Source organism: Phreatobacter sp. (genome assembly GCF_022843985.1).
Lineage (GTDB): Bacteria > Pseudomonadota > Alphaproteobacteria > Rhizobiales > Phreatobacteraceae > Phreatobacter.
Genome location: NZ_JALHMP010000003.1, coordinates 1 through 23,008, shown reverse-complemented (window position 1 = coordinate 23,008; position 23,008 = coordinate 1). Strand labels below are relative to the sequence as shown.

At 69.0% G+C, this 23,008-nt stretch carries 22 protein-coding genes; 12 read left to right on the top strand and 10 right to left on the bottom strand.

The features are described 5' to 3' along the window. The first annotated feature begins 58 nt into the window (after positions 1–58). Together meaB and Q0C57_RS02510 are read left to right on the top strand one after the other, a co-directional pair. Complete coding sequence (gene meaB / locus Q0C57_RS02515) at positions 59–1,042, top strand: methylmalonyl Co-A mutase-associated GTPase MeaB (RefSeq protein WP_296571623.1); 984 nt, start codon at positions 59–61, stop codon at positions 1,040–1,042. A gap of 165 nt (positions 1,043–1,207) precedes the next feature. Further along, positions 1,208–2,632 (top strand): amidase family protein, encoded by a 1,425-nt coding sequence (locus tag Q0C57_RS02510; RefSeq protein ID WP_296571621.1) that lies wholly within the window; start codon positions 1,208–1,210, stop codon positions 2,630–2,632. Positions 2,633–2,701: 69 nt separating this feature from the next. Here Q0C57_RS02510 and Q0C57_RS02505 read toward each other — a convergent pair whose 3' ends face one another. Further along, positions 2,702–2,824, bottom strand: coding sequence for a hypothetical protein (locus Q0C57_RS02505; protein WP_296571618.1), 123 nt, complete (start codon positions 2,822–2,824; stop codon positions 2,702–2,704). A gap of 171 nt (positions 2,825–2,995) precedes the next feature. On the opposite strand from Q0C57_RS02505, the gene Q0C57_RS02500 reads away from it, so the two are divergent. The 3 genes from Q0C57_RS02500 to Q0C57_RS02490 all read left to right on the top strand — a co-directional run bounded on the left by Q0C57_RS02500 (position 2,996) and on the right by Q0C57_RS02490 (position 6,641). Beyond that, positions 2,996–4,516, top strand: coding sequence for a helicase HerA-like C-terminal domain-containing protein (locus Q0C57_RS02500; protein WP_296571614.1), 1,521 nt, complete (start codon positions 2,996–2,998; stop codon positions 4,514–4,516). A 170-nt stretch (positions 4,517–4,686) separates the two neighbouring features. Next, on the top strand, positions 4,687–5,148 hold the full coding sequence (locus Q0C57_RS02495; protein ID WP_296571611.1) for a hypothetical protein: 462 nt from the start codon (positions 4,687–4,689) through the stop codon (positions 5,146–5,148). Positions 5,149–5,252: 104 nt separating this feature from the next. Beyond that, positions 5,253–6,641, top strand: coding sequence for a M20/M25/M40 family metallo-hydrolase (locus Q0C57_RS02490; RefSeq protein WP_296571609.1), 1,389 nt, complete (start codon positions 5,253–5,255; stop codon positions 6,639–6,641). Positions 6,642–6,645: 4 nt separating this feature from the next. Here Q0C57_RS02490 and Q0C57_RS02485 read toward each other — a convergent pair whose 3' ends face one another. The 3 genes from Q0C57_RS02485 to Q0C57_RS02475 form a co-directional block, all read right to left on the bottom strand. Continuing rightward, complete coding sequence (locus tag Q0C57_RS02485; RefSeq protein ID WP_296571606.1) at positions 6,646–7,194, bottom strand: DUF6456 domain-containing protein; 549 nt, start codon at positions 7,192–7,194, stop codon at positions 6,646–6,648. A 23-nt stretch (positions 7,195–7,217) separates the two neighbouring features. Further along, positions 7,218–7,592 (bottom strand): helix-turn-helix domain-containing protein, encoded by a 375-nt coding sequence (locus Q0C57_RS02480; protein ID WP_296571602.1) that lies wholly within the window; start codon positions 7,590–7,592, stop codon positions 7,218–7,220. Positions 7,593–8,134: 542 nt separating this feature from the next. Continuing rightward, positions 8,135–8,554: a MucR family transcriptional regulator gene (locus Q0C57_RS02475; RefSeq protein ID WP_296571600.1), complete on the bottom strand. Its 420-nt coding sequence runs from the start codon at positions 8,552–8,554 to the stop codon at positions 8,135–8,137. Positions 8,555–9,003: 449 nt separating this feature from the next. Between Q0C57_RS02475 and Q0C57_RS02470 the strand changes: the two genes are divergently transcribed. Next, complete coding sequence (locus Q0C57_RS02470; protein WP_296571598.1) at positions 9,004–11,127, top strand: S9 family peptidase; 2,124 nt, start codon at positions 9,004–9,006, stop codon at positions 11,125–11,127. On the opposite strand, the gene Q0C57_RS02465 is transcribed toward Q0C57_RS02470, so the two are convergent. After that, on the bottom strand, positions 11,121–12,269 hold the full coding sequence (locus Q0C57_RS02465) for an MFS transporter (RefSeq protein WP_296571596.1): 1,149 nt from the start codon (positions 12,267–12,269) through the stop codon (positions 11,121–11,123). The genes Q0C57_RS02470 and Q0C57_RS02465 overlap by 7 nt on opposite strands. A gap of 173 nt (positions 12,270–12,442) precedes the next feature. Between Q0C57_RS02465 and Q0C57_RS02460 the strand changes: the two genes are divergently transcribed. Further along, positions 12,443–13,138 (top strand): DUF1194 domain-containing protein, encoded by a 696-nt coding sequence (locus Q0C57_RS02460; protein ID WP_296571593.1) that lies wholly within the window; start codon positions 12,443–12,445, stop codon positions 13,136–13,138. Between the two features lie 223 nt (positions 13,139–13,361). Here the strand turns inward: Q0C57_RS02460 and Q0C57_RS02455 are convergent, their stop codons facing one another. Then, positions 13,362–13,961 (bottom strand): superoxide dismutase, encoded by a 600-nt coding sequence (locus Q0C57_RS02455; RefSeq protein WP_296571591.1) that lies wholly within the window; start codon positions 13,959–13,961, stop codon positions 13,362–13,364. A gap of 228 nt (positions 13,962–14,189) precedes the next feature. On the opposite strand from Q0C57_RS02455, the gene Q0C57_RS02450 reads away from it, so the two are divergent. Beyond that, positions 14,190–15,851 (top strand): hypothetical protein, encoded by a 1,662-nt coding sequence (locus Q0C57_RS02450; RefSeq protein ID WP_296571588.1) that lies wholly within the window; start codon positions 14,190–14,192, stop codon positions 15,849–15,851. A gap of 51 nt (positions 15,852–15,902) precedes the next feature. Here the strand turns inward: Q0C57_RS02450 and Q0C57_RS02445 are convergent, their stop codons facing one another. After that, on the bottom strand, positions 15,903–16,769 hold the full coding sequence (locus tag Q0C57_RS02445) for a branched-chain amino acid aminotransferase (protein WP_296571586.1): 867 nt from the start codon (positions 16,767–16,769) through the stop codon (positions 15,903–15,905). Positions 16,770–16,893: 124 nt separating this feature from the next. Here Q0C57_RS02445 and Q0C57_RS02440 point away from each other — a divergent pair, with 124 nt between their 5' ends. Beyond that, positions 16,894–17,565 carry a haloacid dehalogenase type II gene (locus Q0C57_RS02440; RefSeq protein ID WP_296571583.1) on the top strand — a complete coding sequence of 224 codons (672 nt, stop codon included), beginning with the start codon at positions 16,894–16,896 and terminating at the stop codon, positions 17,563–17,565. On the opposite strand, the gene Q0C57_RS02435 is transcribed toward Q0C57_RS02440, so the two are convergent. Further along, positions 17,566–18,003: a SufE family protein gene (locus Q0C57_RS02435; RefSeq protein ID WP_296571581.1), complete on the bottom strand. Its 438-nt coding sequence runs from the start codon at positions 18,001–18,003 to the stop codon at positions 17,566–17,568. It abuts the gene before it with no gap. A 46-nt stretch (positions 18,004–18,049) separates the two neighbouring features. Further along, entirely contained in the window at positions 18,050–18,397 is a 348-nt protein-coding gene (locus tag Q0C57_RS02430) for a hypothetical protein (protein WP_296571578.1), read from the bottom strand. 366 nt (positions 18,398–18,763) lie between these two features. On the opposite strand from Q0C57_RS02430, the gene Q0C57_RS02425 reads away from it, so the two are divergent. From Q0C57_RS02425 to Q0C57_RS02415, 3 genes are read left to right on the top strand one after another with little or no spacing between them, the layout of a single operon-like run. Beyond that, complete coding sequence (locus Q0C57_RS02425; protein WP_296571575.1) at positions 18,764–20,539, top strand: PAS domain-containing sensor histidine kinase; 1,776 nt, start codon at positions 18,764–18,766, stop codon at positions 20,537–20,539. After that, entirely contained in the window at positions 20,532–21,257 is a 726-nt protein-coding gene (locus Q0C57_RS02420; RefSeq protein ID WP_296571574.1) for a peptidoglycan-binding domain-containing protein, read from the top strand. The genes Q0C57_RS02425 and Q0C57_RS02420 overlap by 8 nt, the downstream gene beginning before the upstream one ends. Continuing rightward, a complete protein-coding gene (locus tag Q0C57_RS02415; RefSeq protein ID WP_296571572.1) occupies positions 21,257–21,607 on the top strand; it encodes a DUF1491 family protein in 351 nt (116 codons plus the stop codon). The genes Q0C57_RS02420 and Q0C57_RS02415 overlap by 1 nt, the downstream gene beginning before the upstream one ends. A gap of 6 nt (positions 21,608–21,613) precedes the next feature. Here Q0C57_RS02415 and Q0C57_RS02410 read toward each other — a convergent pair whose 3' ends face one another. Then, the gene (locus Q0C57_RS02410; protein WP_296571570.1) at positions 21,614–22,711 is read right to left on the bottom strand and encodes a hypothetical protein; all 1,098 of its coding nucleotides are present in this window, start codon (positions 22,709–22,711) and stop codon (positions 21,614–21,616) included. Positions 22,712–23,008: the final 297 nt, after the last annotated feature.

Genomic DNA, 23,008 nt, shown 5'->3' with positions numbered 1-23,008 from the left:
GGCACCGGCCACCGTCGAATCGCTCGCCTCCCGGGCGTGGCTTTGATACCACGCCGCCATGCGTGCCCTTCCCGATCCCGCCGAGCTTGCCACGGCCATCCGTGCCGGCGACCGCGCCGTGCTCGCCCGCGCCATCACGCTGGTGGAGTCCACAAAGGCCGAGCATCAGGCGGTGGCACGCCGGCTCGTCCAGATATTGCTGCCCGAGACGGGGCGGGCGATCCGCATCGGCATCACCGGCGTGCCCGGCGCCGGCAAGTCCACCACGATCGACACGTTCGGCGCCAATCTCACCGCCGCGGGCCACCGGGTGGCCGTGCTCGCGGTGGACCCCTCGTCCTCGCGCACCGGCGGCTCGATCCTCGGCGACAAGACGCGCATGGCCCGCCTCGTCAACGACGAGAACGCCTATGTGAGGCCTTCGCCGTCGTCAGGCACGCTCGGCGGTGTCGCCGCCAAGACGCGCGAGACCATGCTGCTCTGCGAGGCTGCCGGCTTCGACGTGATCCTCGTCGAGACGGTCGGTGTCGGCCAGTCGGAGACGGCGGTCGCCGACATGACCGACCTGTTCCTCGTGCTGATGCTGCCCGGCGCCGGCGACGAATTGCAGGGCATCAAGAAGGGCATCCTCGAACTCGCCGACATCATCGCCGTCAACAAGGCCGACGGCGACGGGGCGCTGCGCGCCAAGGCGGCGGCGGCGGAATACCGGGCGGCCCTGCACATCATGGCGCCGAAGTCGCGCGTCTGGTCGCCGCCCGTCCTGATGATCTCCGGCCTCGCCAATCAGGGGCTCGACGCGCTGTGGGAGCAGATTCTCGCATTCCGCACGAAGACCGAGGCGTCCGGCGACTTCGCCGCCAAACGCCGCGCCCAGGGCGTCAAGTGGATGTGGACCATGCTGCACGAGCGCCTCGCCGAGCGGCTGAAGCGCGATCCCATCCTGAAGGCCCGTCTCCCGGCGCTCGAGGCGGACGTCGCGAGCGGCCGCCTCGCGCCCATGGTGGCGGTGGAGGAGATCGCCGGCGTGCTGGGGATTTGAGGCCGCGGCCTTTGCGCGAGATCGGCAGATGGGCGCTCCTTCACCTCTCCCCCGCGGACTGCATGAGGGGGCAGACGGCGCATGACCCGCTCCCGTTTGCGGGGGCTTCCCCCCGGGCAAAACCTTGCGCACCATCGCCCCCTCATCACGAGGGGGACAGCGACAGTGGCCAAGGCACCGATCTGGCAGTGGGGGGCGGTCGAGACCGCCCGGGCGATCAAATCCCGCAAGGTGTCGTCGGAGGAGGCCGTCAAGGCGTCCATCGCCCGCATGAACGCGGTCAACCCCGCGCTCAACGCCGTCGTCGTCGACCTGTCCAAGGACGCGCTCAAGGCCGCCAGGGCCGCCGACAAGGCCCTGGCCAGGGGCGAGGCCGTCGGCCCGCTCCACGGCGTGCCGATCACCATCAAGATCAACCTCGACGTCAAGGGACAGGCCAATTCCAACGGCGTGGTGGCCTTCAAGGACAATATCGCCCCCGACGATTCCGCCGTCACCGCCAATCTGCGCAAGGCCGGCGCCGTGATCGTCGGCCTCACCAACACGCCCGAATTCTCCATGCGCGGCTTCACCGACAACCCGCTGCACGGCCTCACCCGCAATCCCTGGGATCCGGCCATCACCTGCGGCGGCTCCTCGGGCGGCGCGGGATCGGCGGTCGCCGCCGGCATCGGCGCCATCGCCCATGGCAATGATATTGGCGGTTCGCTGCGCTGGCCGGCCTTCTGCAACGGCGTCGCCACCATCAAGCCGACGCAGGGCCGCATCCCCGCCTTCAACCCGACCCAGATGAACGGCGACGAGCGCCCGCTCATGGCGCAGTTCATGTCGTCCCAGGGGCCGATCGCCCGGTCGGTCGCCGACGTGCGCCTTGGCCTCGCGGTGATGGCCCAGCGCGACCCCCGCGACCCCTGGTGGGTGCCGGCGCCGCTCGAGGGACCGAAACTCAAGGGGCCGATCAAGGTCGCCTTCGCCAAGATCCCACATGACATGAACGCCGACACCGAGGTTGTCACTCTGGTGCGCCGGGCCGCCGATCACCTCGCCGATTCAGGCTATGACGTGAACGAGGTCGCGCTTCCCGACCTCGACGGCACCTGGAAACTCTGGTCCGACCTGATCTTCACCGAACTGACGGTGCTGCAGGAGGCGACCATGCGCCAGCATGGCAGCCCCGATTTCATCACTGCCATCGAGGCCATGAAGACCACCAGCACCGTTCTGGACCGCGAGGGATACATGAAGGCCATCGCCCGCCGCTCGCGCGTGTTGCGCAACTGGATGCTCTTCCTCGAAGACTACCCGGTGATCCTGTCGCCGCTGTCGGTGCGGCAGACGCCGGCCCACAACGCCGATCTGGAGGGCACGGAACGCGCGCGCAAGATGTTCTGGAACGATCTGCGCTTCATGTCGGCGATCAACGTGCTCGGCCTGCCAGCCGCCGTCGTTCCGGTCGGCCTCATCGACGGCAAGCCGATCGGCGTCCAGCTCATCACGTCGCGCTACCGCGAGGACGTCTGCCTCGACGCCGCCGCTGCCATCGAGAAGAAGGCGGGAACCTTTGTGTCGCAACTCTGGGCGCGCGGCTGACCGCTGCGGGATCGAGGGGCGCCGCCGGGGCGGCGTCCCGTTCTCCTGCTTGCGGTCACGGGCCGGCGCTTACTCGCCGGGGCCCGGAAGCGGCGCGCTCGCGGCCCTGCCGCTATAGTCCAGCCAGGCGAGCGTGGCACCGAAGCCGCCGAAGACGGCCAGAACCAGGCCGAGATACAGGGTTGCAGTCATCGAAACCTCCCGATCACGTCGTGGATGGAAGATTGCGTGGCCGGCGCGATCCGGGCCTTGATCCAGGTCAAGATCGGTGGCGGTGGCCGCGACTCCTGATCGCGCTTGGCGACGACCGGGCGGCATTGCTAGAACGGGGCTAACGCAGGGTTACAGATTCAGGATCAGGTCATGGCCGACGACGCCCTTCTCCTCGGCAAGAGCACCAAACAGGAATGGCTGGCGCTGAGGTTCGGAAACCGCCACGGCCTCATCACCGGCGCCACGGGCACCGGCAAGACGGTGTCGCTGCAGGTGCTGGCCGAAGGATTCTCCAATGCCGGCGTGCCGGTCTTCGCTGCCGACATCAAGGGCGATCTGTCCGGTGTCGCGGCGATGGGCGAGGAGAAGCCTTTCATCCTTGAGCGTGCCAAGCAGGTCGGCATGGACTGGCAGGCCGATCAGTTCCCCGTGGTCTTCTGGGACCTGTTCGGCGAGCAGGGCCACCCGATCCGTGCCACCGTCGCCGAGATGGGTCCGTTGCTGCTCTCCCGCCTGATGGATCTCAACGAGACCCAGGAAGGCGTCATCAACATCCTCTTCCACTATGCCGACAATAACGGCCTCGCCCTCCTCGATCTGAAGGACCTGCGCGCGCTGCTGCAGGAACTGGGCTCGAACAAGGAACTGCAGAACGAGCTGCGCGCCGCCTATGGCAATGTCTCGGCCGCCTCCGTCGGCGCCATCCAGCGCCAGTTGCTGACGCTGGAGAACCAGGGCGGGTCGAAATTCTTCGGCGAGCCGGCGCTGGCGCTGAAGGACCTGATGCGTACCGACCGCGACGGGCGCGGCACCATCAATCTCCTCGCCGCCGACAAGCTGATGGCCAGCCCCCAGCTCTACGCCACCTTCCTGTTGTGGCTGCTGTCGGAACTGTTCGAGGAACTGCCCGAGGTCGGCGATGTCGACAAGCCGAAACTCGTCTTCTTCTTCGACGAGGCGCATCTCCTGTTCAAGGACGCGCCCAAGGCCCTGGTCGAGAAGATCGAACAGGTGGTCCGCCTCATCCGGTCCAAGGGCGTCGGGGTCTATTTCGTCACCCAGAACCCGCTCGACGTGCCGGAAACGGTCCTCGCCCAGCTCGGCAACCGCGTCCAGCATGCGCTGCGCGCCTTCACGCCGCGCGACCAGCGGGCGGTCAAGGCCGCCGCCACCACCTTCCGGCAGAATCCGAAGCTCGACACCGAAGAGGTCATCACCCAGCTCGGCAAGGGCGAGGCCCTGGTCTCGACCCTCGAGGGCAACGGCGTGCCCTCCATCGTCGAGCGCACGCTGGTCTCGCCACCGGTGGCGCGGATCGGCCCGGTCTCCGAGCAGGAGCGCCGGCAGATCATCGCCAAGAGCCCGTTCCGCGGGAAGTACGACGAAACGATCGACAGCGAGTCGGCCTACGAGATCCTGCAGAAGCGCGCCCGTCAGAAACTCGATGAAGCCGAGCAGTCCCAGCAGGCCGACAGCGGCGGGCTCGGGGGCATCCTCGGGTCGATCCTCGGCGGCGGCAGCGCGCCGGCCGGCAAGGGCCGCGGCCGCGCCCCCATGTCGACCACCGAGGTGATCATCAAGAATGCCTCGAGTTCGCTTGCCCGCACCGTCGGCACGCAGATCGGCCGGGCCATCATGCGCGGCGTTCTCGGCGGCTTCGGGCGCCGCTGATCGCGCAAAGATCAAGATCGCCTCAATTGCAGCTAAATTCGTAGAGGCTCCGCAAGGCGGTAACATTATCCCATTCCCCGGGGCTGCTGACCGAGCCCCCGCGGCCTTTGCCTGACGATCGGGCAAGGTGCCGTGGCACGCTCGGTCCGGCCGGCATCGGGAATGGTGTGATGGCTGGAACGAAACAGATTCACGACGCCAGGGTCGTCGTGCTGCGCCTCGACGGTGTCGACCCCGCGATGGCGGCGGACAATCTGAAGCGTCTCGGCATGGTCCATGCCGTCGCGCTCACCGATCCGCGCGACCTGTCTGACCATATCGCAGCCGGCAGGGTCGATGTCGTCGTCGTCTCGGTGGCGGCGCCGGTTCCGGTCCCGGTCCGGGATCCGCAGGCCGCCCCGGGCTCTGGCCTCCTGCGTCCGCCGGACGCGGCGTTGAAGGCCGGAATCCCCTGCCTGCTGCTGATCCCGTCCTTTACCCGCGCCGTCGGAAGGGCGGCGATGGCACTGGGCTATGCGGCCGCCATGTCGGCAGACGTCGCTCCCCGGCTGGTCTATCGCCGGGTCGGAGCCCTGATGCAGCGCGTTCGCCGCAGCGGGCGGGCGCGGAGCGCTGCCCGCGAACACGCCTGACCACCTCTCGCGCCACGGATGGCAGGCCCGCAGCCTGCTGCGTTTGCAATCACCGGCGGGATTGCTAGCGTCCGGCCCCTCGCTCGAACACCGGACGCCACGCCATGACATCCCGCCCCGTCGATCAGGTCCTCGCCGCCGTCGATTCCGGCCTCGACCAGAGCCTTGAGCGGCTGTTCGCCCTGTTGCGCATTCCGTCGATCTCCACCGACAGCGCCTTTGCCGGGAACTGCGCCGCTGCCGCTGACTGGCTCGTGCAGGATCTCAGCAGCCTCGGCTTCGCGGCTTCGGCGCGGGCGACCGGAGGCCATCCGGCGGTGGTGGCAAAGAGCCCCGGCGGCGCCGGGCCGCATGCCCTTTTCTACGGCCATTACGATGTCCAGCCGGTCGATCCGCTCGACCTGTGGGAGACGCCGCCCTTCGAGCCGCGCATCGCCACCGCGCCCGACGGCTCGAAGCGGATCGTCGCCCGCGGGGCCAGCGACGACAAGGGCCAGGTCATGACCTTCGTCGAGGCCTGCCGCGCCTGGAAGGCGGTCACCGGCACCTTGCCCGTCGGCGTCACCATGCTGATCGAGGGCGAGGAGGAATGCGGCTCGAAGCATCTCTTCGACTTTGTCAGGGCCAACAAGGCGGAACTCGCCGCCGATGTCGCCCTTGTCTGCGACACCGGCATGTGGGACCGGAGCACCCCGGCCATCACCACCTCGCTGCGCGGCATCGTGTCGGAGGAGTTCAAGGTCGTCGCCGCCAATCGCGACCTGCATTCGGGTGTCTATGGCGGCGCCGCCGCCAATCCGATCCACATGCTGTCGAAGGTCATCGCCGCCATCCACGGTGCCGACGGCCGCATCGCCATCCCCGGCTTCTATGACGGCGTCGAGGACCTTCCCGCCGACATTCTCGCCGACTGGAAGGGCCTCGGCCTGACGGCGGAGGATTTTCTCGGCCCCATCGGCCTGAAGCAGCCGATCGGCGAGCGGGACCGCCTGCTCATCGAGATGATCTCGTCGCGCCCGACCTGCGACGTCAACGGCATCTGGGGCGGCTATACCGGCGAGGGCTCCAAGACCGTCATCCCGTCGGAAGCCTGGGCCAAGGTGACGATGCGTCTCGTCGGCAAGCAGGACCCGGTCAAGGTCCGCGAGGCCTTCCGCGCCCATGTCCGCGCCCAGCTCCCCGCCGATTGCCGCGCCGAGTTCTTCGGCTCCCGCGGCAGCCCGGCCCTGGCGCTGCCCTGGGACATGCCGGTGCTCGGCAAGGCCCGCGCCGCGCTGACCGCCGAATGGGGCCGCAAGGCGGTCACCATCGGCTCCGGGGGGTCTATCCCCATCGTCGGCGCCTTCAAGGACGATCTCGGCCTCGATTCGCTGCTCGTCGGCTTCGGCCTGGAAGATGACCGGGTCCATTCGCCGAACGAGAAATACGACCTGACCTCGTTCCACAAGGGCATCCGGTCCTGGGTCCGCATTCTCGACGCGCTCGCCGCCTGAGCCGTCACCCCGCCTGTTCGGCCGGCGGTCTCCACGCGCGGATGCCGCGGGACCGGACCGGCCCCCGGGCCATGTCGTCGAGGCCATAGGCACGCGCCAGCGCGCCGAGGGCCAGTTTGAGCACGATCTTGCCGGTCCGCTGTGGCCATCCGCGGTCGTGCTCGACCGCCTCGACGCCCTTGAGGAAGCCGCAGACATCCATCAGCAGCGCCGCGAAATCAGGGCCGACGGCTTCGCGGGCCCGGTCGAGGCGCTGCTTTGCCGCGATGACGATGTCGGCATAGTCGCGGCCGGCGCCCGCCGCCGCCCCGCCGCTGACCGGGGCGGCCCAGGTGATGCCGAGCTTCGGCGACAGGCCGGCGAGCGTGAAGTCGAGGCGGAAGCGCTCGCCCGCCTCGATCTCGGCCGGTGACAGGAAGGGCTGGCCGCTGGCATCCCGGCGGCTGGCGAGCCAGCGCAGCGGGCTCTCGGCGAGGTCGATCTCGACCGGGCCCGCGGGCGTCTCGATGATCCGGCGCACCTGACGAGCCCGGCGGAAGCGGTCGTCGTCCATGGCGGTTATCGGTGGCTCCCGGCTCATCGCGGCCCGCTCCCGCACGGCCCGCCCTCGTGCCTGAGCGGCAGCAGGATCGTCTCGAGGCCGATTAGCTGTCGGTCGAATATGGGATCGTCGCGCTCGTCCTCGATCCGCCTCAGCGCATGGCGGAGCGTGGCGCGGTCGCGGCCGAAAGCGGCCGACAACCGCGTCAGATCATGGCCGAGAACGACATGGGCGAGATAAATCGCGAGCTGGCGCGCCGCCGCGACCTGGGCGCCGCCGCGGCTCGCGCCGAACAGCGCGCCGCGGTCGACACCGGCGACCCAGGCCGCGAGGGCGGCAGCGACGTCGATCCCGGCGTCGCGGGGTCTGGCAAGCCCCTGAGGCCGCAACGGGTGAGGGGACAGCATCATGGACGGGCCTCCTTGAAAAGGACTGGAATCCTTAAATGCCACGATGCTCAGGGTAATAAGTTTTTATTCCTTCACATGTCAGCAGGCTGACGGCCTTGATGAAAGTGTAGCGCGATCAGCGACTTGCGCAGTCGGTGCAACCCAAGATATAGTAAATACGCGGAAAAGTTGTCCCCATCTTTTGGCTCCCGGTCATTCTCCCATCGCGCAAGGGGAGGTGGCGATGGCCGGAACGATCAGGAAACGCGGACGCATCCGCAGCTGGCATGCGGAGCCCGACCGCATCGCGGCCATGGCCTTGGGCCAGACCGGGACGCTCGCCGGCCTGGTCCCGGCGGAAGGGCAGGATCTCGTGCGGCTGCGGCGGCTTGAAGGGCAGTTGCGCCGCGAGCGGGCGCGAGGCAGGGCGGCCGGTGCGGGCTACGACCTGCGCCGTCACGCCGCGCTGCTGCGGGCCATCGCGCTGCTCCGGCATGGCATCGGACACAAAAAAGCGCCGCCCGGGGGGCCGGACGGCGCGGTTGTCAAAGCCGGAACGCGGTTCAGCGGCCCTTGCGGCGGCGCTGCTGACCCAGACCCATCTGCTTGGCGAGCTGCGAGCGCGCGGCGGCATAGTTCGGAGCCACCATCGGGTAGTCGGCCGGCAGGCCCCACTTCTCGCGATAATCCTCGGGCGACAGGTTGTACTGGGTGCGCAGGTGGCGCTTCAGTGACTTGAATTTCTTCCCGTCCTCGAGGCAGATGATGTAGTCCGGCGTGATCGACTTCTTGATCGGGATCACCGGCTTCAGCGGCTCGGCCGGAACCTCGACCTTGCCAGTCGTCACGTTCACCAGGGCGTTGTGGACGCTGTTGATCAGGTTCGGAAGATCGGCGGCGGACACCGAATTGTTGCTCACATAGGCCGAGACGATATCGGCGGCGAGCTCGATGTAGTTGTTGGCACTCGACGAGTCGGCCATGGTCACGAATTCCTCTGACTGGCGACGTTGAAGATCATCGTCGCGGCCCGGAGCGTTGCGCTCATTTGCTTGTTAGACACGGTCCGGAGGCGGTGGCGCAAAACCCTGTCGTCCCGAGCGCATGTCTATCATTGGCAGATACTGCCGCTGAGCTTGGGTTGCAAGGCCCTGCGGGTGCGATTCAAGTAAAAAAGTGCATGTAGTGCGCAGCGGCGCTGAACAGAATCGCAGAGCCTGACCAATTCTGGTCGCAAAGCACGCAATCTTGACGCGTATGCAACCCGTCAGCCTGTTCGAATCACGCTGTGTGGTGGAGGGTGTTCCGGCCTTCGATACATCATGGTGCCGATAGGTCAGCTCTGCCATACAAGTGAACATGTTGTTAATACTGCCCGAGCGTGGCGGGTTCTGCCGCGCTGCCCGCCATTCCGCCCTGCACCGGTGACCTGATGACCCTCGACGCCCAAGCCGCCCCCGCCCCCTCTGCCGTCCGCCAGGCGAGCCTGCGCACTGTCCACGGTGTCACGCTGCACGATGATTACGGCTGGCTGCGCGCCGCCAACTGGCAGGAGGCCCTGCGTGATCCCTCTGTGCTTCCGGCGCCCATCACGGCGCATCTGATCGCCGAGAACGGTTATGCCGAGGCGGTGCTCGCCCCGGTCCAGCCGCTGATCGAAGCCATGGTCCGGGAGATGCGCGGGCGGATCAAGGAGGACGATTCCGGTGTTCCATCGCCCGACGGACCCTTCGACTATTACGACCGCTATCGCGAGGGCGGGCAGCATCCGATCGTCTGCCGCCGGCCGCGGGGCAGCGAGGCGGGCGAGGAGATCATGCTCGACGGTGACGCCCTCGCGGAGGGCCGCGCCTTCTTCGACCTTGGCGGTGCCACCCACAGCCCCGACCACCGTCTCCTCGCCTGGAGTTACGACGACAAGGGCTCCGAATTCTTCAACCTCAAGGTCCGCGATCTCGCCACCGGCGCCGATCAGGCCGACCATCTTGAGGAGACCGGCGGCGATGCCGTCTGGAGCGCCGACGCCTCCGCCCTCTATTACATCCGCCTCGATGACAACCACCGGCCGCTGCGAATCTTCCGGCATGGCCTCGGCGAGGACCAGGCCGCCGACCGTCTCGTCTTCGAGGAGACGGACACCACCGTTTTCGTCGGCATGGGCGAGGCGACCGCCGGCGGCCTCGCGCTGATCTCCTGCGCCCAGAGCGATTCGACCGAGACCTTCGCCCTCGACCTCACCCGGCCCGACGCCGCGCCCTGGCGCATCCTGCCGCGCATCGACGAGGTGAAGTCCTATCCGGACTACCACCCGTCCTGGCGCGGCGAGAAGACCCTGTTCATCCGCACCAACGATTCCGCCGAGGATTATCGCATCGTCGCCGTGCCGCTGGCGGCCCCGGCGCGGGAGAACTGGACGGAAGTGGTACCGCACCGGCCGGGCATCCTCGTCCTCTCGGCCCATGTGCTGCGGGACTGGCTGATCCGGCTGGAGCGCGAGAATGCCCTGCCGCGGATCGTCATCCGCAACCTGATGACATCAGAGGAACATGCCATCGCCTTCGACGAGGAGGCCTATTCCCTCGGCGTCATGCCCGGCTACGAATTCGACACCGACACCTTGCGCTTCGTCTATTCCTCGATGACGACGCCGAACGAGACCTGGGACTACGACATGCGCACCCGCAGCCGTGTGCTGCGCAAGCGCCAGGAGGTGCCCTCCGGCCATGACGCCGCGGATTACGTCACCCGCCGCCTGCTGGCGCCCGCCGCCGATGGCGAGACCGTTCCCGTCTCGCTGGTCTACCGCAAGGACACGCCGCTCGACGGCAGCGCCCCGGTCCTGCTCTACGGCTACGGCTCCTACGGCGCCTCCATGCCGGCCTCCTTCTCGACGGCCCGGCTGTCGCTGGTCGATCGCGGCTTCGTCTATGCCATCGCCCATGTGCGCGGCGGCATGGAGAAGGGCTATCGCTGGTACCGGACCGGCAAGCGCGAGTTCAAGACCAACACCTTCACCGACTTCATCGCCTGCGCCGAGCACCTCATCGCCGCGGGTTTCACCGCCAAGGGCCGCATCGTCGCCCAGGGTGGGTCGGCCGGCGGCATGCTGATGGGGGCGGTGGCCAATATGCGCCCCGACCTCTTTGCCGGGATCCTCGCCGAAGTGCCGTTTGTCGACGTCGTCGCCACCATGCTCGACGACACCCTGCCGCTCACGCCGCCGGAATGGCGCGAATGGGGCAATCCGATCGCCGACCCGGAGGCTTTCCGGCGCATGCTGGCCTATTCGCCCTATGACAATGTCGCGGCGCAGGCCTATCCGCCGATCCTGGCGCTGGCCGGTGTCTCCGACCCGCGCGTCACCTATTGGGAACCGGCGAAATGGGTGGCGCGGCTGCGCGCCACCAAGACCGACGCCCATCCGGTGCTCCTTGTCACCAACATGGATGCGGGGCACGGCGGCGCTGCCGGCCGATTCGACCGGCTGGCGGAAGTGGCGCGGTCCTACGCCTTCGCGGTGGCGGTGACCGGCGCTCCCGCGGCGCCCCGTCAGTAGTCGCGCCGTCCGCCGAGCTTCAGCGACAGGGCGAGATGGGCGACGCCGACAAGGCCGAGCCCGACCGCCGCCATGCCGAGCCCCGGGATCCCGCCGAGGCTCTTGGCGAGCCCGGCGAGGCTCGCGCCCAGGGCCGCGCCGCCATAGATGCAGGCGGCGTTAAGTGAAAGCAGCACCTGCATGCGCGCCGGGTCGAGGGCCACCAGCCGCGCCTGCTGCGACACGCCGATGGTCCAGCCGAGCATGCCCCACAGGAACAGGATGATGCCGCCGAGCCAGGGCTCCCAGGCGATGAAGGTCAGCGCCGCCATGAAGGGGAGCGGTCCCGTTGCCGCGATCAGCAGGGTGCGGTTGGCGCCGATGCGGTCGACCAGAAAGCCGCCGAGCGCGTTGCCGGCGACGGAGCCGACGCCGTAGACCACCAGCAGCGTGGCGACGATGCCGGCACCACCGCCGGTCTTCTCCTCGATGATCGGCGACAGGAACGTGTAGGGGATCCAGGCCGCGCCCATCACCGTCACCGTCACCAGCACGGCGATTGCCAGCCTGGGATCGGTCATGGCGCGGGCGAGATCGCCGAGGGTGGCCGGCGCGATGGCGATCCGCGCCGGCACCCGCAGCCACAGCGCCGCGGCCATGATCACCGCCACCAGGGCGATTCCGATGAAGAGCCAGGGCCAGCCGATGGTGAAACCGATCATGCCCGCCGTGGGGACGCCGATCACCTGCGAAACGGTGAGCCCGGTATAGACGGCGGCGAGCGCCCGGCCGCGCTGGGCCGTCGGCACCGCCATCATGGCGACCCCGGCGGCGGCGGGGGAATAGAGCCCGGCCCCGAAGGCGAGCAGGATGCGCCCGGCATAGAGAACCGCCGGGCTGGCCGCCACCGCCGTCAGCAGGGCACCGGCCGCGATCAGGCCCATGCCGATGACCAGCACCGCACGCCGGTCGAGCCGCCCGGTGATCGAGGCGCCGAGCGGCGAGCCGATCGCATAGGCCAGGGCATAGGCACTGACGATCCAGCCGGCGCCCACCGGCGTCAGGGCGAGGTCGCGGCTGATCGGCGTGATGACCCCGATCACCCCGAAGGCGCCGAAGCCGACGACCAGCATGCCGACGGACAGGAGGACGAGAAGGGCCATGGGGTCCCGGGGCTCTGGGCGCAGGCGCTGCGCCGCGTTGGCGGAGCCGCACCCTATACGAAGCCTCTGCCGGTCACGATGATGTGGATGGTCATAGCCGACGGCGCGCTGGAACATGGCACCGTCAGGCATGGGGACGGGGAAGACGCATGGCCTATTCGCGAACACACCGATTGTCCCGGCGCCTGGCGCTCGGTCTGGCGGCCGCGGCGGCCGCCGCCCGCTTCGCCCACGCCCAGCGCCCGGTTTCGGTCGACGTCCTGCTGGTGCTCGCCGCAGACGGCTCCGGTTCCATCGACAATGACGAACTCCGGCTGCAGCGCGAGGGCTACGGCCAGGCGCTCGCCTCTCCCGAGGTCCTCTCGGTCATCGGCCGGGGCATTCACGGCGCCATCGCCGTGATCTACGCCGAATGGGGCGGACCCAGCTCGCAGCATGTCATCGTCGACTGGACCCTGATCCGCGACGAGGCCAGCGCCAGGGCCTTCGCCGCCGAGCTTGTCGCCCGCCCGCGTGCGGCGCGTGGCTACAATTCGATCTCGGCGGCCATCGACTTTTCGGTCAACCTTATCGCGACCGGCCCCTATCGCGGGCTGAAGCGCGTCATCGACGTCTCCGGCGACGGGCCGAATATCGGTGGCCGGGCGGTGGAGGCGGCGCGCGACGACGCAGTGGCCAAGGGCATCACGGTCAATGCGCTGGCGATCCTCAGGCCGGGCGGATCGGTGCCGGCGCGCATCGGCCAGCCGCTGCCGGACTATTACCGCGAGGCGGTGATCGGCGGCCCCGGCGCCTTTGTCGAGGTGGCGGACGAGAACCGCTCCTTCGCCGATGCGGTGAGGCGCAAGATCGTGACGGAAATCGCGTGAGGGTGAGGGGACGTCAAAACGTGAGCCGCCCTCGCCGCGTCATGCCCGGCCTTGTGCCGGGCATCCACGACTTGACCACCGTCCTTGGAGAATTCGTGGATGGCCGGGACAAGCCCGGCCATGACGGTGGAGGTTTCCGCGCCGGTCTGGTGCGCCACTGTCCCCGACGAAAAACCCCGGCGCAAAGGCCGGGGTTCTCCGAAAATCAGCAGGTCCGACTGTCTCAGGCGGTGGCCTTCTGGAACATCTCGTCCACATAGTCCCAGTTGACCATGTGCTCGACGAAGGCCTTGAGATAGTCGGGACGGCGGTTGCGGTAGTCGATGTAGTAGGAATGCTCCCAGACGTCGACGCCGAGGATCGGCAGGCCGCCATGGACCAGCGGGCTCTCGCCGTTCGGCGTCTTGGTGACGACGATCTTGCCGCCCTGGACGGTCAGCCAGGACCAGCCCGAGCCGAACTGCGTGATGCCGCCCTGGATGAAGTCCTCCTTGGCCTTCTCGACCGAACCGAACGAATCGATCAGCGCCTTTTCCAGGCCGCCCGGAATCTTGCCGCCGCCATTCGGCTTCATCCACTTCCAGAAATGAATATGGTTGTAGTGCTGGCCGGCATTGTTGAAAATGCCGGCATGCTTGCCGAAGGAGCCCTTGACGATCTCCTCAAGGCTCTTGCCCTCGAACTCGGTGCCCTTGATCAGGTTGTTGCCGTTGGTGACATAGGCCTGATGGTGCTTGTCGTGGTGATACTCAAGCGTCTCCTTCGACATGTAGGGCTGCAGGGCATCGTAGGCGTAGGGAAGATCGTCGAGGGTGAAAGCCATGATCACGTCTCCAGAAGGGGGCGCCCACGGTCAGGCGGTGCGGCGGGCGATCGCACACGAAACAACCCCCTTCACATAAGCCGTGGGGCCCGCCCCGGCAATTGCCGCGCGGTCATCGCTTGATGTAGTTGCGAGAATCTGACGACTTGCCTTGGATAGGTCGTTTTTTGACGGCTCAACGGTAGCCGGGAGCGGGCGGCAAGTCCCGCGTGGGTGAAAGGACGATCCATGGCCCTCGTGCTGAAGGTGGCGGCCGCGGCGCTGGCGCTGATCGGGGCGGCGACGCTCTACTGGGGCACCAATCCGGCCCTGCTCAGCCTCGGCAATACCGTGATGATCGTCGGCGCGGTCATCGCCGCCGCGGGAATCATCCTGTTCGGCCTGGCTGCCGTCTTGGGGCAACTCGCGATCCTCGCCGGCAAGCTCGATGCCCTGCGCATCGGTCTTCCCGTCGGTACCGCCGTGAATGACGCGATCGCGGCGCCGGCCGTGCCGGCGCCGTCCTCCGGGCCGCCGGAGGTGGCCATGCCGGCACCGACAACGGCCGAGGCTCCCGCCCCCGCCATGGCGCCCGTTGTCCTCGGCCGCCTGGAGGAGGCGCTCATGGCGCCGCCGCCGCCCCCTCCGCCCGCCGCTCCAGCCGCCTCTCCGGCGATCGCGCCGCCGCCGTCGCGGCAGAGCTTCGGCCTGCCGCCCCTGGCCGCAAAGGCGCCTCTGGCCGCGGCGGGTCTCGCCGCCGGCCTCGCAGCCTCCGCCCCCGCCGAGGCACGCAGTGCGGAAAAGGCTCCTGAACCTGCCATCGCGCCACCCGCCGCCGAAGAGAGCGGCGACGACAAGCGGTTGGCCGGTGACGACAAGGCTTTCGCCAGTGACGACGACAAGGCTTTTCCCGGCGATGACCGGCCCTGGGAGGGCGATGAAAAGGCCTTTGCACCCGCCGAGCCCGATCCCGATCTCGTCCATGCGGTCGAGGACATGCTGGCCGAGGTGAAGGCCGCGGAGGCCGATCTTGCTCCGCCGACGCCGGTTCCCGGCGATGGGCCGGCCGACCCGATGGTCTCGCTCGAACGCCTTCTTCTCGGCGCCTCGGCCGGCGATGCGCGCGCCCCCGCCGAGCCCGAGCCCATTGCTTCGGCCCTGCACCGGGCCGAGCCCGAGCCCGTCGCGCTCGAAAAGGCCTTCGAGACGCTGCGCGATCTCGACCCGCCCCGCGAGCCGGTTCCGGCCGCGCCGGACCTCGTCACCATCCCCGATGCCGATGATTTCATGGCCCGGCTGCGCGAGACCATTTCCCGTCCCGTCGCGGCCCCCGACCTTGCCCCGCCGCCTCCCGCCGAGTCCGAGCCCGAGCCGGCAAGGCCGGAACCGGCGCCGCTGTCCATCGAGGAGGAACTCGAGCGGGCCCTGCAGGCCTCGCTCGCCGAAGCGGCTCTGGGGACCGCGCCGCCGCCGGTCGTCGCGCCGCCGCCCGTGGTACCGGTGCCACCGCCGGTCGTCGAACCGTCCCGACGGTCCGAGCCCCCGCGGCTGGAGCCCATCCGCCCGGATCCCGCCGCCACCGCCGCCCCCGGTGACGACGCCATGGCAGCCCTTGCGCGCGACTTCCCCGAGCTCAACGACCTCCTGGCACCGAAGGCACCGGCGGTCGATCCCGCGACCTCGCTGATGGATGACCTGAAGGACATTTTCGAGCCGCAGGCCAAGCCCGCGCCGCGCCAGGAGCCGGTGCTCGCGGCGCCGTTGCCGCCCATGCCGCCCCTGCTGCGCGAAGGGGTGATCGCCGGCATTGCCTTCCGGCTCTACGGCGACGGCAGCATCGAGGCGGATCTCGCCGAGGGCACGACCCGCTTCGCCTCGCTCAAGGATTTCCGCGCCCATGTCGGGGGGTGACCCCTGCGCGGGGGTCTCTGGCCGGCAGCAGCGGCCCCCGGTGGCCCGCCTTCACAGGCGCGGGCCGGCGGCCGCATAGGCGAAATAGAGGTCGCGCGCCTTGCGGCCGAGCGGGCCAGGCTGCAGCGCCCGGTCGTCGATCTTCGTCACCGGCACCACCTTGGAATAATTGCCTGACGAGAAGATCTCATCCGCGGTCTCGAAATCGGCATAGCGCAGGCTCTGTTCCACCACGGTGACGCCGGCCTCGCGCAGGAGCGCGATGGTCCGCTGCCGGGTGATGCCGTTCAGGAACGTGCCGTTCGGGATGGGCGTGTAGACCACCCCGTCCTTCGCCATGAAGATGTTGGACGTCGCCGTTTCCGCGACATTGCCGACCATGTCCATGACCAGGCAATTGTCGAAGCCACGGGACTTGGCCTCGCGCAGCGCCCGCCCGTTATTCGGATAGAGGCACCCCGCCTTCGCATCGGTCGGGGCGTTCTCGATGGTCGGCCGGCGGAATTTCGACAGGGTGATGGCCATGCCGGTCGGCACCCCCATGGGCGCCTCGAAGATGCACAGGCAGAACCGCGTCGTCTCCGCGTCAGGGAGGATGGCGTTGCCGCCCTCGCCCTCGGCCCAGTACATCGGCTTGACATAGAGCGGCACCGATCCGTCGAACTTCTTCGCGCCGTCGCGCGTCAGACCGACGATGCTCTCCACCGTCATGGTCGCGTTCAGGCCGAGCGCCACCGCCGAGCGGTTGAGCCGGGCCGCGTGCAGGTCCATGTCCGGCATCTGGCCGTCGAAGATGCGGGCGCCGTCGAACACCGAGGAGCCGAGCCAGAAGGCGTGGCTGCGCGGACCGGTCAGCGGCGGATTGCCCTCCAGCCAGTCGCCGTCGACATAGGTCCAGGTTTTCGACCAGCTGGTCATCGCGCATCTCCTTCCGCGGGGAGGCGGAATTTAGCGTGGCGGCGCGCCGCGTCATCATGAATTGTGGTGATCCCAGCCGCGCGGCGATGCGAGGGTTGGGCTAGGAACCCGGGGAGAGACCGCCATGCCCGCCGACACGTTCATGTTCGATGCCTATGGCACGCTGTTCGACGTCCATGCCGCCGTCCAGCGCGCCGGGGCACCGCTGGGACCTCTCGCCGAACCCGTTTCCCAGCTGTGGCGGGCCAAGCAGCTCGAATATTCCTGGATCACCACGCTGATGGGGGGCTTCGAGGACTTCTGGACCCTGACCACCCGCGGCCTCGACTTCGCGCTCGCCCGCCACGGCGTTGCCGATCCCGCCCTCCGGCAGGCGCTGCTCGCCGCCTACGAGACCCTGGCCGCCTATCCGGATGTCGCCCCGGCGCTCGAACGGCTGAAAGCGGCCGGCAAGACCACCGCCATCTTCACCAATGGCACCCAGGCCATGGTCGAAAAGGCCATCGCCGCGGCGGGGATCGGACCGCTGATCGATGCCGTGGTGACTGTGGCGCCGGTCGGCGCCTACAAGCCGGTCCCCGCCGTCTATGCCCATGCGCAGGGCGTGCTCGGCCTTGGCGATCCCGGCGATGTCGTCTTCGTCTCGTCCAACCGCTGGGACGTGGCGGGCGCCGCCCGCTTCGGTTTCGTGCCCGTCTGGGTCAACCGCACCGCCATGCCGAACGAATATCCCGGTGCCGATCCGGTCGCGACCCTCAGCGATCTGGCGGGGCTCGGCCCGGCCTTCGCTCTCTGATCAGGCCACAAGCGCTTCGGCAGCGTCGCGGCGGATGCGGTCGATCATCGCCCGCACGCCGTTGGAGCGCTGCGGCGTCAGGTGCTGTTCGAGGCCGAAGGAGCGGAACAGGTCGAAGGCGTCGTCGGTGGCGACTGCGCGGGCCGGGCGGCCGGAATAGAAGGCGAGCGTCAGGGCCACCAGCCCCTTGACGATATGGGCGTCGCTCTCGCCGGCGAAGGTCATCACGGCGTCGGGGCCGCGATCGGCGACATGGGTGACCAGCCAGACATTGCTGGCGCAGCCCTTGACCCTGTTGGCTTCATTGCGCTCGTCGGCGGCAAGCGGCGGCAAGGCCTTGCCGATCTCGATCAGGTAGCGGTAGCGCTCCTCCCAGTCGTCGATCAGGGCGAAGGCTTCTTTGATCTCGTCGATGGCAGGCGCGGCAAGCTGGCTCATGCCGGGGATATAGGGCGATGCGGCGCCGAAACAAAGCGCCGCCTCGTCAGGCGGGCCGCCGCGGCGGCAGGGGCGCCTGTCTCGGTGCCGAACCCGGGGGGATCGCAAGACCGCCGAACGGCACCTGCAGGTCCGCCGGCACCAGCGTGTCGCGCGCGGCGGGCACGGCCGCGCCGACCACCTCGCGCTGCACCGTCTCGGTGACGGCGCCGACGCCGCGGGCGCAGCTGTCGGCATGGTCGCGGCACAGTTGGACGGCGCCGCGGATCACCGCGCTGGCCACCTGGCCTCCCGTCGGCAGGTCGCCGCCGGCCGACGGCGGCAGCGGCGCCGACGGCGGCAGGACAAAGAAGACGAGGCCGAGCCAGAAGGCGGCCTTGAAGAGGAATGACATGACGCCGTTTCCGGTCGTTGGAGCCCTGTATCCGGGCGGTCGTTGTCGCCTCGAGGGCACCGCTCCGGTCCTGACGATCATGGGGTCGACCTGTGAACAGGGCCTTGGCGGAGAGGGTGAATCCGTCGGAAACCGGGCTGAATCCGGGTTAAGGTTGACGCAAATTGTCGGGACCGTGCCGGCCGCGCCACCGCAAGCCTTTCTTCACCATGGCCGACGAAACGGCCGGGGGGCGCAACCGCCTTGCCGTCCGCCGCGCCGACTTAGCTTTTCCTTCACGCCGGGCTGCGATCCTCCGGTCACTGAGAACGGCGGACGCCGCGGGTCGGGGTGAGTGCGTTGCGTGAAAGCGCGTTGATCGGTTCGGTGAGATCCTATCTCGACGGTCTGGTACATCCGGCCGCGACGGTGGATCCCGTCGTCTTCGCCCGCCACCGGGCCTTTATTGCGACGCGCCTGATTCCGGGCCTCATCGCTCTTTCGGCGCTGCCGCTCTTCCTCGCCTTCCAGGGCGTGCCGGGCCTGGTCGAGACCATTGCCTTCGGCTGGCTGGTCCTGCCCATCGCCATCGCCACTTTCCTGTCCCGCACGGGTGCGTATCAGCAGGCGCACCTTTTCTCCGCCGCTGCCCTGACCGGCATCGTCTCGGTCATTGCCGTGCTGTCCGGCGGTCTCGCCTCCTTCATCGTCATCTGGTTCGCACTGGTCCCGGCCGAGGCCGTGCTGTCGGGCTCCCGCCGCGTCGTCACCAGCGCCGCCGCCATGGTGGTTGCCGCCGTCGGCGTCATCGGTGCCCTGCAACTGACCGGCGCGCTGATGCCGACGACCCTCGGCAGCACCCATCTCGCCGTGGCCGGCTTCGCCTCGGTCGCTGCCGCCGTGATCTATGCTTTGAGCCTCGCCCTGTCGGCCGTCATGGTCAGCCGGGCCGGCGAGGAGGTCCACTCGGTCGGCGAACAGCGTTACCGGCTTCTCGCCGAGAACATGACCGATCTGATCACCTGCCACAGCCGCAATGGCGCCGTCGTTTTCGCCTCGCCCGCCGCCGAGCGCGTCGTCGGGGTGCCGTCCTATGCCCTGCATGGCCAGAGCCTGTTCGACCGCGTCCATGTCGCCGACCGCCCGGCCTATCTCAACGCCCTGTCGATTGCCGCCTCGCGCCATATCGAGGCCGCTGCCGAGTTCCGGCTCCGCCGCGAGGACACGATCGACGGCCAGCCCGCCTTCATCTGGATGGAGATGCGCAGCCGCCCGCTCTCCGGATCCGGCGATGGCCAGCAGGTCGTCTCGGTCCTGCGTGACGTCTCCGAGCGCAAGCAGCACGAGAGCGCCGTCGATGCCGCCCGCGAAGAAGCCGACCGCGCCAACGAGGCCCGCGGCCTTTTCCTCGCCAATGTCAGCCACGAACTGCGCACGCCGCTCAATGCCATCAACGGCTTTTCCGAGATGCTGATGCACGAGGAGGCCATGCGCCTCGACCAGGCGCGCCGTCACGAATATGCAACATTGATCCGCGATTCAGGCGAGCACCTTCTCAATCTCGTCAATTCGATCCTCGACATGTCGAAGATCGAGAGCGGCCATTTCGAGATCACGCCCGAGCCCTTCGCCCTGCCGCCGCTGGTGAAGCAATGCGTCCAGATGATGGACCTCAAGGCCAGCGGGGCCGGCGTGGCGCTCACCGCCGACCTTCCCGAGGCCGTCGAGGAGGTGGTGGGCGACAAGCGCGCCTACCGGCAGATCCTGCTCAACCTCGTGTCCAACGCCATCAAGTTCACCAAGCCGGGCGGCTCGGTGACCATCGGCCTGCGCCGCGACGGCGGCTGGCTGTCGCTCTCGGTCACCGACACCGGCATCGGCATTGCCGCCAAGGATTTGCCGCGGCTCGGCAGCCCCTTCTTCCAGGCGCGCTCGAGCTACGACCGGCCCTATGACGGCACCGGCCTCGGCCTGTCCGTCGTGAAGGGCCTGGCCGAACTGCACGGGGGTCGCCTCGAGATCACCTCGCAGGTCGGCCGTGGAACCCGCGTCACCTTGCGGATGCCGATGGACTGCGAGGCGCATGGACAGGTGGCGCCCCTGCCGCTGGCCGCCCCGGTGCCGGCGATCGACAAGCCCCAGGAGGGACGGAAAATTGCGTGACGCGACCTATGACGACGAGGATCTGCGTCCCCGCCGCGGACGCGCCGCCGACGATCTGGACGATGCGGCGCCGCGCCCCTCGGTCTGGCGGCAGATCATCGGCCGCAGCCCCGGCGACCGGCTCGCGCTGGCGTTGCTCGGCATCGTCGCCGTGGGCATCGTCGCCAATGCCCTCGTCCGCCAGTCCGGCCCCCATCCGGCCCCGCTCTTCGCCGCCGCGGTGATCCAGCCGGCGCCGCCGCCTGTCGCGGCCCGGACGACCGACGTGCAGCAGACCGCGAGCATCACGCCGCGGCCGAGCGAGGGGGCCGCGCCGGCCCCTGGTCCCGTCGCCGCTGCGCCGCGCACCCGCGCCGACATCATCGCCGACGTGCAGCGCGAGTTGCAGCGCCGCCGTCTCTATGACGGCACGGTCGACGGCCGTTCCGGCCCCAAGACCGAGGCGGCCATCCGCCGCTACGAGACCGAGGCGCGCCTCGCCGTCACCGGCGAGGCCTCGGAAGCGCTGCTGGCCCGCCTGCGCCGTGGCGCGCCGGCATCTGCACCGGCAGCCTCCGCGGTCCGGCCGGCGCCGGCCGCGCCCCAGGGTCCGCAGAACATAGCCGATCTCCTGTCGCGTGATCCGCGCGCCGTGCCGGCGCCCCGGCCCGCTCCCGCGCCCCGCGAGCGCTCCATCGGCGACCTCATCGCCGCCGAGAGTTCCGGCGTCCGCCGCTGATGCGGGTCACCTCCGACTTCTGGGTCTCCGCCTTCATGCGGCGCGTCGGCCTGGAAGGCGGCTTCGCCACGCTCCGCCGCCGGGGCAATGCCGAGGCGGGCGCCATCGCCGTCACCGTCTCGCGGGCTGCCGACCGCCTCGTCGCGCTCTATCTGCAGGCGCCGCAATCGGCCTTCGATGACGGCCGGCCAGTCGACCGCCTCTTCGTCCCGGCCTGGCCGGACACCTTCGTCGAGGAGTCCAGGGTCAGCGAGAAACTGGCGCGCGAGACGAAGTTCGACCCCGACCTGTGGATCATCGATATCGAGGACCGCGACGGGCGCGCCTTCGTCGAACTGGCCCGGCCCTGACGGTTCTCAGGAGCCTTTCGGCAGCCGTGATGCCGCCGGACGCGCCGCCGGCGATCGTGCTGCCTGACGGGGCGCGGGGCTCGCGGCCTGGCGCGCGCCCGGCCGGTCGGTGGCGTCGGACGCGAAAACCGGCTGGTGCCGGATCGTCCGGACCGGCGGGGCGAGGGGTGAGGCCTCCTGCCAGGCGCGCACCAGCGTGACCGCGACGCCGCGCGGGACGGCATCGTAGAGGGTCGACAGCGCGGCGATCCGGTCGACCGACGTGCCGATGGCCTCGTGGGCGAAAAGCAGGATACGGGCCGTTGCCTCGCGGCCGAGATCAAGGGCCCGCGCCGCCACCACCAGGGGTTCGCCGCCGGCATCCTCGGCGATGCGACCGGCCATGATACGGTCGAGGCCGAAGCTCCGGCCGATCGCCTCGGCGAGGGCGCCCGCGCGGCGGGACAGGGCCGCGACCTCGATCTCCTGGCCCTGGCCCTGCGTCGATCCACGGGGGCCGAGGCCCGGCGGCAGCGCCGGCTGCGACAGGGCGAGTTCGGCCAGCATCGTCTCGCGCTGGGCCGGCGTGGCGGCAAGGAAGCGGCGACCGATATTGGCGGGGGGTGCCATCAGCGGCTCGGTGCTGGACACGGGGGAGCGCCCGATACGGGCGGCGAGCGCCGCCTTGACGGCGGGGTCGTCCATGTCCTCCAGCGCCACCAGCGCGGCGAGCCCGATATCCTCGCGCTCCGCCACGGCCAGCGCCTTGAGCGGATCGCCCGACCGGACCGCGAGGAAAAGATCGTCATCCGACAGGGCCCGGCCATGCGTCAGGAGCGGGCGCGCCACCGCGCCGGTATCCGCGGCCAGGCGCCGCGCCACGACAGCGGGGGTCTGGCGGTGGCGGGCGAGCTTCTCGGCGACCAGAAGACGGTCGGCCTCGCTCGCCTTGGGCAGCAGGTTCACCACCAGCTCGCCGAACCGCGTCACTTCGGCGGCGCTGTGGCGCGTCTCGGCGACGAACTGGTCGACGATGATGCGCAGCAGGGTCGGCCGGACGTCGATGCCGTTCGACCGCGCGAGGCCAATCAATCGCTGGACGCTGGGAAGACGCTGGGACGACATGCGCGGAGGGCGACCGGAGGGGCGGAGGGACGGTTGCCGACAATACGAAGGAACTCGTTAGCGTTCCGTTAGTGGAAAGACCGCGTTAACGAATGCGTGCAGTATGGGGATCAAGGGTTACGAGCCGAGACCAAAATCATTGGACCACATACCCTGCTCAAGGGGTTTTGCTGCTCTCTAGAGCCGGAATCGTCCTGGTTGAATCGAGAGGGATTTCCAAATCGGCCGCGAAGTGATTCAAGCTTCCTGCTGGGCGGAGGCCAGCAGGCATGGCAGCTTCGCTTTCGTTTGATCTTC